This is a genomic window from Skermania sp. ID1734, from assembly GCF_007489285.1.
GTDB lineage: Bacteria > Actinomycetota > Actinomycetes > Mycobacteriales > Mycobacteriaceae > ID1734.
In genome coordinates, this window is the sequence record NZ_VLIY01000007.1 from 151,934 (window position 1) to 168,432 (window position 16,499).

The window sequence follows — 16,499 nt, forward strand, 5'->3', positions numbered from 1 at the left end:
AACATGGGAAGCGGCCGCGGCTAGCCGTCGGTCACTCGATTCGGACGTTAGCACCGTCGCGGACGCGGCAATTGAGGTATGGCCGATTGGGGAGCAAACCCTGTTGCGGTAAAAGCCTGGGTTGACAGGCGAAAAGCCGGCCAGTTTCAACGCTGGCCGGCTGCACGCTCAGTGGTGTTTCTTCTTGGGCACCGGGGTGCCCTTGCCGATGATGTGGTCGCCCGGATCGTAGTGCGCCCAGCCGCCTGCGTTGTAGCCCTCGAGGTCGAACACGGTCTCGCAGAACTGCTTGCCGAACAGCGAGAGGTAAATGCTGCGGTAAACCGCAATCGCCTTCTTGGCCTTGTCCTTTGCCGCGTCGGCCTTGGGCTGCGCCTCCACCAGCGAGTAGCGGCGGAAGTCCTCGACCGGCTCTTCGGAGAACCGCACCAGCCCCAGTCGGTTGAGATTGGCCAGGTAGTGCTGGTCGCGGTCCGGCCACGCGCAGCCGGCCATGTCCGCGATCATGTTGATGCCGCCGGCGAGGCGTTCCGAGCCGACGCCGAACGGCGTCTTGGTGCGGATGTCGATCGCCGGTTGTGGGCCCGACACGGCGAGGAACCGCAGGATGCGCGCCTCGTCGGGGGTCAATTCGTGCAAAATCGCCGCGAACGAGGGATGCGCGCCCCGAGGCTGACTGGACGGGTTCCACGACTTCTTGATCAGGCCGTTGCCGTAGTTCTTGAGGTTGTCGACGGTCCCTCGTTTTGCCCGTGCCTCATAGCCGTTGGTGGAATCCTCGAGGCCGAGCACCGAAACCGCAGCGTGGCGAACCTGCTCGACGCGGGTGTCGAAGATCTCCGACAGGGGTTCGCCGGCGCTCACCTCCTCGGCGATCTCCTTGGCGGTGTCGATTGAGCCCTTCGTGAACGCGCCCATTGCCCGCAGCAGCGAGGACCCGGCGAGCTTGGCCAACGCCATCGGGTCGGTGGTGCCGCTGGCGGCACCGGCCTTGGCCAGGTCAGCGGCGAAGCTGGAGTGCTTTTCGTTCTCGGTCGACGGCCGCTTGGGCAGCTCGGCCGGTTCCGGCGTCTCGGCTTGCGGATTGGTGGATTCGTCTGGGTCCGGTGTTGCGTGTGTCATTGTCGTCACCATCCGAAAATGAGTAGGTGGACCGCGCCAACGACGATACCCAGCAGGCCGCCATGCGCGTAGAGGAGCCAAGCATCCTGTTCGATTGCCGAGTAGAGCAGGTCCATGAACTCGTCGACGGGTAGTTCTCGCAGCTTCTGCGAGGCGAAGGCGTCGATCTTTTCCGACTGTTCTTTGCTGAACTCCGCGTCCTGCAGGATCGACGGCGCGAATTCGACGGCGGCGCCGCCGGCGCCGGTCTGAATGGAGGAGAACTCGCGAGCACCGACCGCGACCTTCACCAGGGAGGTGACGGGTCCGAGGATTTTGGTGATTTCCCGTTGCATCATGTCCTGCAGCAGGCCCGTGGTCTTGTCACCGCGGGGTCCGTAGAGCAGCTCGTTGGCGATGTTTTCCAGCGTGAGCACCTGGTAGGCGAGCATGTGGCCGAAGTCGCCGGCGGCCTGATATTGCCGCTTGGCCAGCTTGGCTTGCTTCCATGGATACTTCCAGCGCGGCTGTGGATCACCCGGCGTGAACACCACCTTGATGGCGATGATGTTCACAGTGATTCCGATCAGGGCGGCGACGAGCAGAACGATGATCCATTTCGGAATCGCCTCGATGATCGGAATGTGCGGCATGGCGATCAAGAACAGTGCGAGGCCCACGCCGAACGGCGCACCGAGCAGGCCACTGCGAACCATGAAGCGCAGTTCCGGGGCGCCCATGCCGTGGAAGATGTCGACCACGATCTGCGGGTTGCGACGCATGTGCCCGACTGCCAGCAGCTTGATGTCGAGGAGTTGATCGATGTTGTCGCCGATGACGCGGAACGCCTTCTGGGCAATGCTGGGCAGTTCCTGCTCGACGCGCTGGTAGACCAGCTCCTTCATGTTCGGCGGCAGATCTTGCCAGAACTGCTTGTTCTCCTTCTCCATCACGTCATCGACCATCGGACGGAGTTGAACCTTGGCAATTTCCGCGACGTGTTTGGCGATTCCGTCCGGGTCGAGTTCGCGATAGAAGTCGCTGACGTTGCCGATCTTGGCGATCGCCTTGTCGACCACGATGCTGGCCATCTTTTCGGCTCGGGCGGGCACGAAGCCCTGGAAGCCGAGGATGCCGCCGGGCGCAAAGATCGGCAGGATCTGCAACTTGCGCGGCAGGAACGCGAAGACGGTTTTGACGCCGGGCACGTAGAAACCGCTGAATCGCACGGGAGAGAACAGCATGATCACGCCGGTCCAGTTCGTCAGCAGACCGGCGATGGCGCTGAATATCGGGATGCTGACGATGTCGACGACCCATTCCGGCTGGTGGGTTATCTCTTCCCAGTCGAGAAGCCCGAACATACCGGTGGAAGCTAGAAAGGTCGAATCCACATAGGACACGGGAACAGCTCCTTGCGAACCTAGATCGGCACTGCTTGGTCAATGCTTGCTCAATATCTTGGCCGGTTGCACGCGCCGCGTCCTGAAAATGGCGGATATCCGTACCCGTCGGTTACAAGTTTTGCGGACCGAATGTCGGGTGGACATTGATCAAGCGGTGGTGGAAACGCTGATCTTGTCGAGCCGGGGGGAGAATTGGCTCGACAAGATCAGCCGGTACGCACGCTTACCCGCGAGTTGTATTGACGAGTAAGAGATTTGTTTCGAGGCCGTGAGTGACCTTGTTCGCGATCGAGCCCAGCAGCCGGGACGGCCCACTCATGCTCTTGTTGCCGATGACCATCATTTCGTATTTCCAGCCGGCCAGGATCAGGGCGCTACCGGCCTGCGGGTCGACGAGCACCTCCCGGTCGACGTCGGCACCGAGCCCGAGCGCGGCAAAGGCCTCGTCGAGAACCTTGTCGCCGTCGTCCTGGCTGCGCGCGGCGGTGATGAGGCGGGCGCGGGCATCGAGTGCGCGGGCGATATTGAGCCCCCGGGTGACCGCACGGTAGGAGGTTTCGGTGCCGTCGGTGGCCAGCGCGACGAAGTTCCAGTGTTTCGGCGCGGGATCGCGCGCGTACAACACGTCGGCCAAACTGTGGTGCGACAAACGGTTGGACGTGCTGCCCACCAACCGGCTGCTGGCCCGGTGCAGGCCGGACGACCCGACGACGAGGAGGGAATCCGGATTGTCGTTGGCGGCGGCGATGAGCACGTCCGGCGGATCGCCGCCCGACTGCTTCGGGTTGATCTCGGCCACCCCGAGGGTCCGCAGTTGTGCTTCGGCGGTATCCAGAATGCCGGCGGCCCAGTCTTTGTCCTTGTCGTCCTCCCGAACACAGATGACCTCGACCGGCACGCCGAGCCCGACCGCAATCTGCCCAGCTACTTGGGTGGCGGCCTGCGCGTCGGTTGATCCATCCGTTCCGAGCAGAATGCGCGGATACGATCCCATCGATTGATCCTTCCAAATGTGGCGGAAGTCCACGACCGTTGTGGAAGTTTCGGTCTTGGCGTGCGAGCGACACCGGCCGCTTATGCTCCGTGCGGCTCGACGGGCGTTGACGCTACACCGAATCACTGTTTCGAGGAGGTGGTTCGCAGAATCCGTAACTGACCAAATCGCGGCCCAAGCTGGACGCAAGTCTCGGTTTGGCCGTCGTTGTCCGGGAATGGGTCATTTCCCTGACGCTGATGCGGTACCTTGACTGGCGTTCAACTCGGCAGGTTTATCCGAGATTAGGGATGAAATGACAACCGTGACGGCTGACGCAGTGACCCGCGGCGGCACACGGTGGCGGCGTACCGGGTTGTTGCTGCTGCCCGCGCTGCTGCTCGTGTTGCTGATGACCGTGTTGCTGCTGCAGGGCGTCATCCCTATTCACCTGGCCATCTCCGGGCAGCGGTTCAAACTTTCGTCCAATGGTCCGGCGAAATTACACGGGGTAGCCGCCTATCCGTCCACGATGAAGATGAAAGACGGTTCGCACGTACCTATTGTTCTGGCCGCAGTGCCGCAAGCGGATCTCCCGGACGGAATGTGCCTTTCGCTCGTTTTGACTTTTCCGATCATCGGGACGAACACAATTCAATTCAGAACCAATAATCGCACCGAAGCCAACGATCTCAGTGCAAGCATCGACCATTTGCAATTGACCGATGCGCTGCTCAACGCAAAAACCGTCGACAAGAAAGTGCCGGAAGACATCCGTAACAGCGTCGGCCAGGGCTTGGTGGTAAACAAGGACGCTTCGAGCCTGGTAGGTCTGCCGTCGGGGCAGCCAGGGGGGTTCGGGCTGCAAGGTGCAGGCATGGCGACGACGCAGAGACTGAAAGTCAATGCTGACGGCGCGATCATCGCCGGGACGGTGACGCTGAACGGTATTGCCATTCCCAAGGTGGGACACGGCAGCGGAGTCGAGCACCACGAGTGCTTTTAGAGGCGGAATGAACGAGCAAGCATCGACGACATCGAGCACGACGGAACCGCGCGGTGGTGGCCCGCTCGCCAGGTTTCGCCACTTCCGCTGGACCAGGCCGTTCTGGGGCGGGTTGTTCATCATCGTCGGCGGATTGATCATGGGTTGGCTGCCGCTTGGGCCGGTGACCGAGATTATCCACCTCGGCTTCGGCGGGATTGGCGGCTATCTGTGCGCTCTCGTGCTCATCGCGATGGGGCTGATCATCTGGTTCATCCCGGGCTCGCGCGTCGTCGCCGCAATCATCGCCGTCATTGTTTCGTTGATCTCTTTTCCAGTGACCAACATCGGCGGGCTCGTGGTCGGCATGCTGTTGGGCTTGTTTGGCGGCGCCATGGCGTTCGGATGGTCGCCGGACAAGCCACGCCGCGCCGGATGGCGGCGACGCCGGGCGGCTCGCCGGGACGCGCAAGAGCGCGACCGTGAGCCCGTCAGCGGGGGGGCACCAAGGTGACGTCGGTGCTGATTCGGCCAATGCGCGATGGCGGGTATACCCGCCACGTGACAGCGCCCTCGAGCAGTGCGACCGGTGCCCAACCGTTGCGCCGGGAGTCCTCCGACACGTTGAGGTTGTCTCCGAGAACGAAGACCATTCCCGACGGAACAGTTTGTGGCTCAGGGGCGTTGGATCTTTCGCCCGTGCCGTCGCAACAGTTGCTGGTGGCCATGCCCCAGTTGCCGCTCCATGCCGGGTTAGCCACGGTCAGCCACGGCCCGGTACCGCTCGGGCGCACCCGCACCACCCCAGGATCGGAGCCCCGCTTTTCGATTTCGATCACGTCGCCAGGCAGTCCGATCACCCGCTTCACAAAGTCGCCTCCGCCGGGCGTGAACCTGCCGATCATCACCGCAAACCGGGCCGGCGCAGCGTTCGGGTCGACCAGCACGCGATCGCCATTGCGCAGCGTCGGTTCCATGCTGACACCGTCGATGTGTCGGGCGCGCACCGCCACCACGGCGATGCCAGCGCAGATAGCGGCCGTAAAGATCGCGGCAACCACCAACAGTCGCTGTCGAAATTCAGGCCGTTTGATCATCTGTCATCCGATTCGTCAGTCATACTTGCGCCCGGACGGGGCCAGTACGAACCGTGAATCGGTCCCCTGTGTTCCCCGAACGCCGGAAGGGAAATCCGCATGCACCCAATGATTCGGCGCAGCGCGCACAGTATCGGACAACGTACTGCGAAGCTAGTACGGCGCTCCCAGCAACATTGCATGTCCGCCTCGCGGTCATGGAACGAGCACATGCTCGCCAGTGCTCAGAACGCCAACGGCACGCGCTGGGGTCGCGGTCTTGCGGTGATGCTGCCGTCTTTCCTCGTGGTAGGCGGACTCGGCGCACTGATCGCCCAGGGCGCGCTCGCCGCCAACTTCGCGGTAGGCAGTCAGCAGATGCAGATAACTGCCGACAAGATCGACGCACAGGGCCTCGGCATTGTGATGGCCTCGACGAATGTCAAGAACAGTGACGGCAGCACGTCCGCGGCGCCGGTCCTGCACGCAGCGTTGCAGTCGGGCACCATCGACAACCTCTGCCTGATCGCCACTCAATCTCTGCTCGGCGCAAAGTATTCGGTGATCATTGCCGCTCCGCACGGCGAACAGAACGTCAATGGCGCGGACGTCAACTTCGATCTCACCGGGCTCGAGACTTCGCCCGCGGTCCTGAACAACGCGATTCTCGGAAAGTCCGCCGACGAGATCTCGGTAGGTGGAAAGTCGCTGGGCGGACAACCTGGCGGGTTCGGATTGGATGTATCGCAAGGCACCGCAACCTTGAACAACCTGAAGGCGCCGGCCTATTCGGCCGATGTGCTCGGCTCTCTCGAGGTGCCCAATCTGAAAGCGTCGTTGAAGCCGGGGGAGGCGACGGGTTGCTGAGTAATCTCCTCGATCGCGAAGACGGCGACACGGCACAGCCGCCCGCAGAGTCAGCTCCGGCGCAAGCGGCTCGCCCGAACCTGCGTGACTCTATCGGCCGAGCAATCAGCAATGGCCGGAACCGAATTCAGCCGGCGCGGGCCTGGTTCCGAGCGTTCCGCCGAACCAGGCCGTTCTGGGGCGGCCTGTGGATGATCATCGGTGGCTGGTGCATTCTGCGACTGTCGATGGTGTCGATTCAGGTGGTCATGTCGGCGGGTCTGACCGGGTTCGGTGGTTGGCTGTCTGGCGGCGGCCTGATCATGTGCGGTTTGTTCGCGTGGGCGGCGCCGAGCCAGCGCTATGTCGCCGGCTTGATCGGTCTGCTCCTCGGCGTTGTGTCGCTGGTCATTTCGAATCTCGGCGGTCTCGGACTGGGCATGTTGTTCGGGGTCATCGGTGGTTCGATGACCCTTGCCTGGGGACCCAAACGCACGCGCAAACCTACTGCTGCTGCGGTGGAAGACGACACCGAGTCGTCGGACCACATCGAGGCGGGGGACCACACCGAGTCGGGCGAGGCAAGTGAGCCTGCCGGATGATCCCCGGCAACGTGCGGCAGCGTCGTGGGCCGCTGCGCATCCTGCTTGTCCTGACCGTGGCCGCGCTGCTGTCGGGAACTGCCTACGGTCCGGCGAGGATCGCGGATGCTCTTGGTCTGCACCGCATGCCACCGCCGCCGCCCGAGTCGGTCGGGTTTCTTCCGGATCCGCGCCCAATCGAAATTATTTCGCCTACCGCGAGGGTGATCGGGCTGTCGAAGGTCGTGCCCAATCAGGCGCTGCGCTTGGCCGACGGCAGCATGTCGCCGCCGGACATGCTTTACCTGCGGGCAAAGGCAATCGAACTCGACAAGCTCTCCATCACACAGTTGCGCCCGGGTCAGTCGAAGTTCTCGCTGAACAACAAGGGGTCCGGTGATCAGGCCGCGCTCGTCGGCTCGCCAAGTCCGGATTCGGTGGTCGAAATCTGGGTGCGGCCAGTTTCGCTGAAACTGTGCGTCACCGCCCAGACACTCAAAACGATCATCGTGAACTATGCGGGTGTGTTCGGCGGTCGCCTCGATCAGGTGCTCCAGTTGCTCGCCGACGCCTTCACGCCGTTTGCGAACGGTCCGCTCGGCCCAGTGGGGCCGTGCCTGCCGATCCAGTCGCTGTTGCCGCTTATCGGTGTGCTCATCGACTACGGTGTGCCGCTGCCGGCGGTGCTCCCCGTCGCCGGTTTGGATCTGAATGTGTATGTCCTGAAGGTGGCGACGAGCGGGCCACAGACGCCGTCGATCGTGCTGCCACTCGGTCAGCTGGAGGTAGCCCCGGCATGACAAAAAACGACGCAGCCAAGAGCGAAACGGAGCCCACCCAGCGTTGCGGGACCAGGTGGGGGCGCGCGTCGGTCGCTCTGGTGCTTAGTCTGGGTGTTTGCGCCGGGCTGGGTGTGGCAATGATGAACGGTGCACTCGCCACGACTATCACTGCTACCCAGGCCAAAGGCACACTGACGACCAGCGGCCTGCAGGGCACTGGCCTCGGCGCCGTCGTGAAGCCGGTTCCTGTCAAGGACTCCAGCGGCAAAGTGCATCAGTCGTGGGTGGCGCGGTTCGGTCTACAGCACGCTTCGGTGAAGGATCTGTGCATCACCGAGAAGGCGAGCCTGCTGGGCCAGGTGGTCACGTTGATGGTCACGGTTGGGGGGCCGAACACGCCCGCCGATATCGAGTTGGGCGGCGTGATACTCGACGCCTACAAGGCCGACGCCAGAATCGTCCTCAAAGGAACGACCGCCATCAACAAGAACGGCCGCGATGTGGCCGTGGCAGGTTCGCCGATCACGCTCGACGGTCAGCCGGATGAATTCGGATTGCAGTCGGAAGCAGCTGAACTGCAGAACGTCACGGGCACCATCTCGACCATCCAAGTGCCTGCTGGCTTGTCGGCGCCGAGCGTGCGCGGAACGTTCGCGTTCGGTGACCGCAACTGCCCGACCCCGTCGTGAGGGCGGGCAGTTCGGCCGTTGCTCGCTCGGTTGCTCAGTGGGTCGGCTGCAGCTCGCGGGTCCGGCGCACGGGCGCGGGGACCTCAGCATGGCGGACAGCGTCGGTACGGACGGCAAACGGGCGCTTTACGGCATTGAGCGCGCGTCCCCAAACGCCGGCCGGTACCAGCAGTAGCAGCCAGGCGAGCACGATGGCCGCGCCGACGAGCAGTGCGTGGTCGACCAAAAAGCCCATGCCGGCAAACAGATAGCCAACGATCAAAACGGGAAGCTCGGACATGGTCGGCTCCTCTCTGTAGTAACCACCTTGTGAGTGGAAGTCAGTCGCGGTTGCGCGTGGAATTGGTTCATCGGCTTCTCTCGAAGAGCTATCTACCATTCCGGTGTCGCTGCGTCGTATAACCAATATTGGTCGAGGTGGAATCCGACGGGAAGGCATTTGCGGTCGCGCTCACAAAGGTGGGGGTGGTTGTGACGACGCTCACCAAGGCCGTGAAAATACCGTTTGAACTGCGATTTCAGAAGTCACTGCAACGCCGCGTAACGGATATCGTCACCGCGCGAGGCGACCGTCACACAACCGCCGTCGGCAATAGTGAAGAATTCGCGAAGTAAACGCCGTACTGGAAATTGTTTCCGCAATCACATTCAGGAATTGATTGTGCTGCGGCTCACAATTATTCGCGGGTCGTGTTGACCAGCAGCAGGGGACACTCGGCGCTGTGGGTGACCTTGTTCGCGATCGAGCCAAGCAGCCGCGAACGTCCGCTCATGCTCCGGTTGCCGATGACCATCAGGTCATAGTCGCGGCTGGCCTCCACCAGCGCCTTGGAAGCCAGTACGCCCAGCAGCACATCGCGCTCCACAGTCAGGTCCGGTTGGCACAATTCAATCTCTGCCAGGGCCGACTTCATCAGCCGCGTGCCTTCTGCTTCATCCTTTGCCACGGTGACGATGTGCGGTGTGGCGCCGAGGGCAAGCGCAACAGCCAGACCGCGCCGTACCGCAATGCGCGAGGTGGCCGAACCGTCGGTCGTCAGTCCCACCGACTGCCATTGGGACGGCACGGGACTACGGGCGAGAAGCAGGTCGGCGGGACTGTGATGGGACAGGTGATTCGACAGGCTGCCGGTCAGGCGGCTCGTCGGGCTGCTGAGTCCGCGGGCGCCGATGGCGAGGAGGCTGTCGGGCGCGTCGGTCGCAATTTTCAGCAGGATGTCGGTGGCCGATCCGGTCGGCTGGTCCTGCCGCACGTCGGTCACCCCGAGCTCACGCAGCTGGTCCACCGCTGCATCGCCGACACCGCGCGCCCATTCGTAGTCTTGGGATCCCGGCACATCGGAGTCGCCTTCCCATGCGGTAACCACCGTGGCCGGGACGTCGAGCCGGGCGGCGATCTGGCCAGCGATCCGGATGGCTGAGTCGGCGTCCTCGGAACCGTCGGCTCCGATGAAAACCTGGGGGTAGCTATCCATTCAGCTTGTCCTTAAGGAAAGAGGATAAGGATGCTGCCCGGCGCGACGGCTCTCCATACACCGCGCACCGACATTAATTCCGACGCTACCACCAGGTTTCGGCTGATCACCGGGCCTTGCGGATACCCGTTGGGGCCGTTACGACAGGTGGTTGACTGTGGTGTCGGAGACTGTGTGGTATTCATCGCAGGAGTCGGGGCAGTCGATGGGCGGCACGGTATTGTGCTGAGCAATTCACGGGCATTCCACCAGTGACTTGCCCCCGGCTTGAGGTGAGAGGCCGGAATCCGGCTGGGCGGTCGCCCTGCCGGGTGACAAGACGAACTGATCGGACAGTAGGTAATGGCTAACGAGTTGGACCGCCGTCGGCAGAACGCGCCGGAGCGCATCAGCAACGAGGCCAGAGCCATTCGCAGTGCATTCCGGATCGCCGGGTTTGCCGCCGGCACAGTCGTGCGGAGCGGCCAGTGGGTGGCCGGGGCGGCCATCGACGCGGGCAAACAGGTGGTCCGCGCGGTCGAAGAAGGTGAGACGTCCGCCGAGTTCGCCGAACGCGCGGCCGCTGGTTTACGTTGGTGGGCTCGCAGCGTCCTCGGCGTCACCGAAGGATCGGTGCGCGAGATCGTCAGCTATGTGCCGTCGAGCATCGCTACCCCGAACGGGCCGGCGCTGTCGTCCCGGCCCACAACTGCGGAGGAATTGCGCGGGCGAGGGGACCAATTACTTGCGCGTTCGGCCGACCTGACCGTGTCCGACGACCTGCATCCGGCCTACGAGCGAATTCTCGACGAACTCGCCCCGGACGAGGCTCGAATTCTGCGTTATCTCGCGCTGTCCGGGCCACAGCCCGCAGTGGATGTGCGCACCAATCGGCCGCTGGGCATTGGATCCGAACTGATCGCCAGCGATCTGTCGTCCATTCCGGAGCAGGCCGGCTGCCGGCACCTGAACCGGCGCCGCACGTACACCATCAACCTGGCCCGGCTCGGTTTGATCAGGGTGTCCACGGACCCCGTGGAGCTGGGCCGCTACCAGGTGCTCGAGGTGCAACCGATCGTTGTCGAGGCGCTCAAGCGTGCGGGCCGCGCGCCGAAGGTGGTACGAAAGCGGGTTGCCCTCACGGATTTCGGCGCCGATTTCTGCGAAACAGTTTTTACCTTGGAGTCGCGAGAGAACGCTTTCACGGCCGGGGCGTTCGACAGCTCCGTCCACCCCGACACCGAACTGTCATAAAAAAGACCGTTCCGGCGAAATTCTCCCGAAATTTCGGGCGCTCGCACCCGCTATTGGTGGGATCGTTGAGTTATGGACCTCGAAGCGGTTGCGGCTATCAGCCGATTGAAGTATCGCTATCTGCGTTGCCTCGATACCAAGTCGTGGGATGAGTTCGCCGACACGCTGGTACCAGAGGCCACTTCGACATATGGGGAGTACCTCCAGTTCGAATCGCGTGATGCGCTCGTAGCCTTCATGCGCAATACCCTTGGCCCGCACGTGATCACCGAGCACCACTGTGATCACCCCGAGATCGATGTGCACGGCAATAAAGCGACGGGTGTTTGGTACCTCGCCGACACCGTCCTGATACCCGAACACAGCATGATCCTGCGCGGCGCCGCCTTCTATCACGACGAGTATGTGCTTTGTGATGACGGGCAATGGCGGATCGCGCACACCGGTTACGAACGCACCTACGAGGCTGTGGTTTCGCTGCGTGACCTACCGAGCTTCCGGATGACGTCCAACCGGTGGGCGTCGGTGCTGGCCGAGGGGCCATGGTCGATGGCCGAAAATCCCCGGGCGAGTTGAGGCATGGGGGCAACCGACGAGGCGTTTCCTAGCCCCGGTGCCTTGCCGTACCTGACCGTGCGCGGGGCAGCCGCGGCGATCGACTGGTACGTCAAGGCGTTCGGCGCGCAGTTGGTGGGCGAGCCGATCACGATGGAGGACGGCCGTATCGGACATGCTGAACTGCGCCTGCACACGGGGATGATCTACCTGGCCGAGGAATTTCCGGAGATGGGGCTGACGGCCCCGGAGGCCGGTGCCACCTCGGTCAGTTTGATGCTGCCGGTCGACGACACCGATCTGGTGCTGGCTCGCGCGCATGACGCCGGCGGCCGCGTGGAGCGCTGGATCTCGGAAAACTATGGGCGTCGCAACGCCACCCTCATCGACCCCTTCGGTCACCGGTGGATGCTCAGCGGACCGATCAAACAGCAGTGACGGCCGGCGGGTCGAGCGAGCTCGGCGATATCCGCGCCTGGCTGCGCTCGTTTGCGATGTCAGGCGGCACGCCGCCGGTTGGCGAGGCGCCACAGCCAACCGCGGCACCCCACGAGGTCTTCGTTGCCTGGTTGCGGCAAGCCGCCGGGGTGGTGGCAGAACCGCACGTGGGCGTGTTGTCGACGGTCGACGGAGACGCCGCCGACGGGCGCGTGCTGATCCTGCGTGACGTCGACGCCCGCGGCTGGTGGTTCTCCAGTTCGGCGTTGTCGCCCAAGGGTGTTCAGCTCAGCGCGAATTCTCATGCGGCGTTGACGTTCTACTGGCGCGAGCAGGCGCGTCAGGTTCGGGTACGGGGGAATGTGGTGATTGGCGATGCGGCCACGACGAGTCGCGACTTCATCGACCGGTCACCGTATGCCCGCGCGGTCGCGGCGGCGAGTCCGCAGAGCGCGACGCTGACCGACCCGGCCGACTACGACAGCGCCGTTGCGGACGCATTGAAAAAGGTTGAGAGCGAGCCCGATTGGGTGCCCGAGCATTGGCGCTGCTGGTGTCTGGAGCCGGATACCGTCGAGTTCTGGCAATCCGGGGCGAGCGGCCGGCATCTGCGCTGGCAATACCGCCGCGAGGGCACCGATTCCTGGCGGCTGACTACGCTGTGGCCCTGAGCGGCTGCCTCAATCCGCTGTCGCGACAAGCGGTTCGAGGGTAAGGTCCGGCAGTTCTTTCTGGATGTACTGCAAGCGCCACTTGTCGCTGAACAACGCGAGCAGCACGCCGTCGGAGCGGGTGAACACCTCCACGCCGCGCTGGCGAGCGAGCTCGTCGGCGGAGTCTGCGTCGGTGCGTCGAGCGAGCGAATAGGGCAACGGCTCGAGCCGTGCCTGGACGTTGAACTCGGTCCGCATCCGCGCCGACACCACCTCGAACTGCATTGGCCCGACAGCGGCCAACACGGGGGCCGCGTCGCCGCGAATGTCGTTGCGCAGCACCTGCACCACGCCTTCGGAATCGAGTTGGTCGACGGCTCGGCGAAACTGCTTGTATTTGCTAGCGCTTTCGGCGCGCAGGATGGAAAAGTGCTCGGGCGCGAAGGATGGGATGGGCGGGAACTCGACCTTCTTGTCCAGGTACAACGTGTGGCCGGGGGCAAGCGCGGTCGCATTGACCAGGCCGACAACGTCACCCGGATACGCGGTTTCCACGGTCGAGCGCTCGCGGCCGAACACGGTTTGGGCGTACTTGGTGGTGAACGGTTTTCCGGTCTGCGCGTGGGTCATCACCATGCCGCGTTCGAACACCCCCGACACGATGCGCATGAACGCCAACCGGTCTCGATGGGCGGTGTCCATGCCGGCCTGCACCTTGAACACCACGGCGCTGAACGGATCGGTGACTTGCCGGGGCAGGCCGTCGATGTCGGCACGGCTGCGCGGGGCGGGCGCGAACGCCACCAAGGTCTCGAGTAGTTGGCGGACACCGAAGTTCAGCATGGCCGAGGCGTAGATGACCGGCGAAGTCGTACCTGCGAGGAACAGTTCTTGATCGTGGTCCTGCTCGGCGACGCTGAGCAGTTCGCTTTCCTCGACGGCCGTTTCCCACGCCTCGCCCTCGCGTGCCGCGGCAGCCTCGGGGCTCATCAGGTCCTCCGGCGCGATGGTCGCCCCACCGGCCGTGCGAGTGAAATGCACGTATTCGGCCGCCTCGCCGCCTTTCCCGCGGCGCAGCAATCCACGGAAATCACCGGCGATACCGACCGGCAGGAACAGCGGGGTGGGCACCAGTCCGATTCGTTCGTGGATCTCGTCGAGGAGTTCCAGGGCCGCACGTCCGGGCCGGTCCCACTTGTTGATCACGGTGATCACCGGGATTCCGCGGTGTCTACACACCTGGAACAGCTTCAGCGTCTGCGGCTCGAGCCCCTTGGCGGCGTCGATGAGCATGACCGCCGCGTCTACCGCGGTGAGTACACGGTAGGTGTCTTCAGAGAAGTCGGAGTGGCCCGGAGTGTCGACCAGGTTGATCACGCTGTCGCCGTAGGTGAACTGCAGTGCGGTGGAACTGACCGAAATGCCGCGCGCCTTCTCCATCTCCATCCAGTCGGAAACCGTGGAGCGCCGGCCGGCTTTGCCGTGAATGGCGCCCGCCTCGGAAATCATCCGGGCGTGCAGCGCCAATGCCTCGGTGAGCGTCGATTTACCGGCATCGGGATGTGAGATGACGGCAAATGTGCGGCGGCGTTGGACCTCGGCCAGCAATCCCTTCGGGGCGGCCGGTTCGGCGACTGAAACGGCCGAATCGGGCTCGACTGACACACTGATTCCTCTCCCGAGGGGCTATTGACCGGCAGAACCAGGGTAGTCGAACTCGCACAAGGTCAATTTCACGGCTAAAGCGGCTCTGGGCGGTCCGTGCCGTCCGACACCTCGACGTACGCGCTGTGAAACCCGCCATCATCGGTTGCTAACCGATAGCTAACCGGGCAAGTTGTTGATCAAGCTAATTTTTTTCCGCAATGTCTGACCGGTGGGAGGCGGCACGTGAATACATCGTCGATCGGCTCCGACCGGCCACGGTGGCGCGATCGCCGGCGGTACCTGTGGGTGCTCGGGTTGATCGTGCCGGGCTGCGCGCTGCTGCCGTCGCAGGCAGTTCTTCATACTGGACAACCCGTCTTCTGGTGGGTGGGTCCGATGGTCATGTTCATCGTCATTCCGGTTGTCGACGCGCTGGTGGGCGAGAACCGGGACAACCCGCCCGAAGAAGCTGTTGCGTACCTGGCTGCCGATCGCTTCTACCGCTGGTGCACCTATCTGTTTCTCCCGATTTTGCTGGCCGGCCTCGGGGTTGCTGGTTACCTGTGGGCGAATGGCACGTTGACGGTTGTCGACAAAATCGGGCTGGCCGTTTCCGTCGGTTTGGTCAGTGGCGTGGGCATCAACGCGGCGCACGAATTGGGCCACCGCGTCGAAAAGCACGAGCGCTGGTTGGCCAAGGTGGCGTTGGCGCAGTCGGGCTACGGTCATTTCTTCGTCGAGCACAACCGCGGGCATCACGTCCACGTGGCCACGCCCGCGGATCCCGCGAGTTCACGTTTCGGTGAATCGTTGTGGGCGTTTCTGCCGCGCAGTGTGGTTGGTGGCTTCCGCTCCGCATGGCGGCTCGAACGTGACCGGCTGGCCCGGCAAGGTCGCGGCGTGCTCAGCGTGCACAACAACATCCTGCAGGCGTGGGCGATGAGCGCGGTCCTGTTCGGCGCACTCATTGCGGCGTTCGGCGCGGCGATCACCCCGTACCTGATCCTGCAGGCCGTTGTTGCTTTCGGGCTGCTCGAGGCGGTCAATTACGTCGAGCACTATGGGCTGTTGCGGGAGCGACGTGCCGATGGCCGTTACGAGCGCTGCTCACCGCGACACAGCTGGAACAGTGACCGCCTGGTCACCAACATCTTCCTGTTCCATCTGCAGCGCCACAGCGATCACCACGCCAACCCGGGCCGGCGGTACCAGACCCTGCGTTCGTTCGCCGAGTCACCGCAGCTCCCGGCCGGTTACGCCACGATGGTGCTGCTGGCGATGTTCCCCCCGCTGTGGCGCCGGGTGATGGACCCGCGGGTACTGGCGCACTACGGCGGCGACCTTTCCAAAGTGCATCGTCGAGGGGTCGATGCGCCGGAGCCGGAGTTGGTGTCCGCTTAGTCTTGTTGGGCTTGGTCGGCGTCCACCGCGTGGGCGGCGAGCCTGCCGAGTTCCACGACTGCACGTGACATGCGGGTGGCGATCGTCGCCGGGTCGTCGCCGAGGCGCTCGGCGAGGTTGCCGGTGAGTGCGAGCGTGGCGAATCCGTGCGACATCGACCATCCCGCCAACACCACGGCAATGAGGTCTTCGGTCGCCACCGGCCGGCCGTGCTGAGCTTGCAGGCTCGTCCGGGCGCTGCCATAGAGCAGGTCGAAGGCGGCGTCGCGGGCCGCGATCAGTTGCGGGTTGTCGAGCCGGTACAGGTACGGCCGGAACATCACCTCGAAGTAGCCGGGGTGGGTGAGCGCGAACTGGACGTAGGCCTGACCACCCCGGACGAAGCCGTCCGGCCCGTCGGCATGCGGCGCAATCATCTCGGTGGCCAGCCGGAAGCCCGCTGTCGCCACCGCCGTGAAAATGCCTGTCTTGTCGCCGAATTGGTACGCCAAGGCTGCGTGCGACACACCCGCTCGGCGCGCGATGCGCCGCATGCTCACGGCAGCGATGCCGACGGCCGCAACTTCATCGACGGCGGCGCTGATTGCCGCGCGTTCGAGGTCGCCGTGATGGTAAGGGCGCTGGGTTCTTTCCACGGTTGGCACCTTAGCGCCAGATC

20 protein-coding genes are annotated in these 16,499 nt (G+C 63.8%); 12 read left to right on the forward strand and 8 right to left on the reverse strand.

The window, feature by feature from the left end; genetic code table 11:
- Positions 1-168 precede the first annotated feature (168 nt).
- The 3 genes from FOS14_RS10850 to FOS14_RS10860 all read right to left on the reverse strand — a co-directional run bounded on the left by FOS14_RS10850 (position 169) and on the right by FOS14_RS10860 (position 3,501).
- Entirely contained in the window at positions 169-1,122 is a 954-nt protein-coding gene (locus FOS14_RS10850) for an Abi-alpha family protein (protein ID WP_185981721.1), read from the reverse strand.
- 5 nt (positions 1,123-1,127) lie between these two features.
- Complete coding sequence (locus tag FOS14_RS10855; protein WP_370512207.1) at positions 1,128-2,504, reverse strand: hypothetical protein; 1,377 nt, start codon at positions 2,502-2,504, stop codon at positions 1,128-1,130.
- A 226-nt stretch (positions 2,505-2,730) separates the two neighbouring features.
- A complete protein-coding gene (locus FOS14_RS10860; protein ID WP_143770355.1) occupies positions 2,731-3,501 on the reverse strand; it encodes a universal stress protein in 771 nt (256 codons plus the stop codon).
- 304 nt (positions 3,502-3,805) lie between these two features.
- Between FOS14_RS10860 and FOS14_RS10865 the strand changes: the two genes are divergently transcribed.
- Positions 3,806-4,486, forward strand: coding sequence for a DUF6230 family protein (locus FOS14_RS10865; RefSeq protein WP_143770357.1), 681 nt, complete (start codon positions 3,806-3,808; stop codon positions 4,484-4,486).
- A gap of 7 nt (positions 4,487-4,493) precedes the next feature.
- A complete protein-coding gene (locus FOS14_RS24710; RefSeq protein ID WP_185981722.1) occupies positions 4,494-4,979 on the forward strand; it encodes a DUF6114 domain-containing protein in 486 nt (161 codons plus the stop codon).
- Here FOS14_RS24710 and lepB read toward each other — a convergent pair.
- Positions 4,957-5,562, reverse strand: a complete 606-nt coding sequence (lepB, locus tag FOS14_RS10875) for a signal peptidase I (RefSeq protein WP_143770359.1) — start codon at positions 5,560-5,562, stop codon at positions 4,957-4,959. The two genes, FOS14_RS24710 and lepB, sit on opposite strands and share 23 nt — an antisense overlap.
- A gap of 210 nt (positions 5,563-5,772) precedes the next feature.
- Here lepB and FOS14_RS10880 point away from each other — a divergent pair, with 210 nt between their 5' ends.
- From FOS14_RS10880 to FOS14_RS10895, 4 genes are all read left to right on the forward strand, one after another.
- Complete coding sequence (locus FOS14_RS10880) at positions 5,773-6,408, forward strand: DUF6230 family protein (RefSeq protein WP_143770361.1); 636 nt, start codon at positions 5,773-5,775, stop codon at positions 6,406-6,408.
- Positions 6,402-6,989, forward strand: a complete 588-nt coding sequence (locus FOS14_RS10885) for a DUF6114 domain-containing protein (RefSeq protein WP_255450241.1) — start codon at positions 6,402-6,404, stop codon at positions 6,987-6,989. Before FOS14_RS10880 ends, FOS14_RS10885 begins: the two co-directional genes overlap by 7 nt.
- Positions 6,986-7,768, forward strand: a complete 783-nt coding sequence (locus FOS14_RS10890) for a hypothetical protein (protein WP_143770363.1) — start codon at positions 6,986-6,988, stop codon at positions 7,766-7,768. Before FOS14_RS10885 ends, FOS14_RS10890 begins: the two co-directional genes overlap by 4 nt.
- Before the next feature lie 119 nt (positions 7,769-7,887).
- A complete protein-coding gene (locus FOS14_RS10895; RefSeq protein ID WP_143770365.1) occupies positions 7,888-8,439 on the forward strand; it encodes a DUF6230 family protein in 552 nt (183 codons plus the stop codon).
- A gap of 34 nt (positions 8,440-8,473) precedes the next feature.
- On the opposite strand, the gene FOS14_RS10900 is transcribed toward FOS14_RS10895, so the two are convergent.
- Positions 8,474-8,719 carry a hypothetical protein gene (locus FOS14_RS10900; RefSeq protein WP_143770367.1) on the reverse strand — a complete coding sequence of 82 codons (246 nt, stop codon included), beginning with the start codon at positions 8,717-8,719 and terminating at the stop codon, positions 8,474-8,476.
- Between the two features lie 191 nt (positions 8,720-8,910).
- On the opposite strand from FOS14_RS10900, the gene FOS14_RS24715 reads away from it, so the two are divergent.
- On the forward strand, positions 8,911-9,054 hold the full coding sequence (locus FOS14_RS24715; RefSeq protein WP_185981723.1) for a hypothetical protein: 144 nt from the start codon (positions 8,911-8,913) through the stop codon (positions 9,052-9,054).
- A gap of 62 nt (positions 9,055-9,116) precedes the next feature.
- On the opposite strand, the gene FOS14_RS10905 is transcribed toward FOS14_RS24715, so the two are convergent.
- Positions 9,117-9,914 (reverse strand): universal stress protein, encoded by a 798-nt coding sequence (locus FOS14_RS10905; RefSeq protein ID WP_143770369.1) that lies wholly within the window; start codon positions 9,912-9,914, stop codon positions 9,117-9,119.
- 342 nt (positions 9,915-10,256) lie between these two features.
- Here FOS14_RS10905 and FOS14_RS24720 point away from each other — a divergent pair, with 342 nt between their 5' ends.
- From FOS14_RS24720 to FOS14_RS10925, 4 genes are all read left to right on the forward strand, one after another.
- A complete protein-coding gene (locus tag FOS14_RS24720) occupies positions 10,257-11,147 on the forward strand; it encodes an Abi-alpha family protein (protein WP_185981724.1) in 891 nt (296 codons plus the stop codon).
- A 72-nt stretch (positions 11,148-11,219) separates the two neighbouring features.
- Positions 11,220-11,723 (forward strand): nuclear transport factor 2 family protein, encoded by a 504-nt coding sequence (locus FOS14_RS10915; protein WP_143770372.1) that lies wholly within the window; start codon positions 11,220-11,222, stop codon positions 11,721-11,723.
- 3 nt (positions 11,724-11,726) lie between these two features.
- The gene (locus tag FOS14_RS10920; protein ID WP_143770374.1) at positions 11,727-12,140 is read left to right on the forward strand and encodes a VOC family protein; all 414 of its coding nucleotides are present in this window, start codon (positions 11,727-11,729) and stop codon (positions 12,138-12,140) included.
- Entirely contained in the window at positions 12,137-12,811 is a 675-nt protein-coding gene (locus FOS14_RS10925) for a pyridoxal 5'-phosphate synthase (RefSeq protein WP_255450242.1), read from the forward strand. Before FOS14_RS10920 ends, FOS14_RS10925 begins: the two co-directional genes overlap by 4 nt.
- 9 nt (positions 12,812-12,820) lie before the next feature.
- Here FOS14_RS10925 and FOS14_RS10930 read toward each other — a convergent pair whose 3' ends face one another.
- A complete protein-coding gene (locus FOS14_RS10930; RefSeq protein WP_143770376.1) occupies positions 12,821-14,458 on the reverse strand; it encodes a peptide chain release factor 3 in 1,638 nt (545 codons plus the stop codon).
- A gap of 225 nt (positions 14,459-14,683) precedes the next feature.
- On the opposite strand from FOS14_RS10930, the gene FOS14_RS10935 reads away from it, so the two are divergent.
- A complete protein-coding gene (locus tag FOS14_RS10935) occupies positions 14,684-15,841 on the forward strand; it encodes an alkane 1-monooxygenase (RefSeq protein WP_255450243.1) in 1,158 nt (385 codons plus the stop codon).
- Here the strand turns inward: FOS14_RS10935 and FOS14_RS10940 are convergent.
- Positions 15,838-16,476 carry a TetR/AcrR family transcriptional regulator gene (locus FOS14_RS10940; protein WP_255450244.1) on the reverse strand — a complete coding sequence of 213 codons (639 nt, stop codon included), beginning with the start codon at positions 16,474-16,476 and terminating at the stop codon, positions 15,838-15,840. The two genes, FOS14_RS10935 and FOS14_RS10940, sit on opposite strands and share 4 nt — an antisense overlap.
- Between the last annotated feature and the right edge of the window lie 23 nt (positions 16,477-16,499).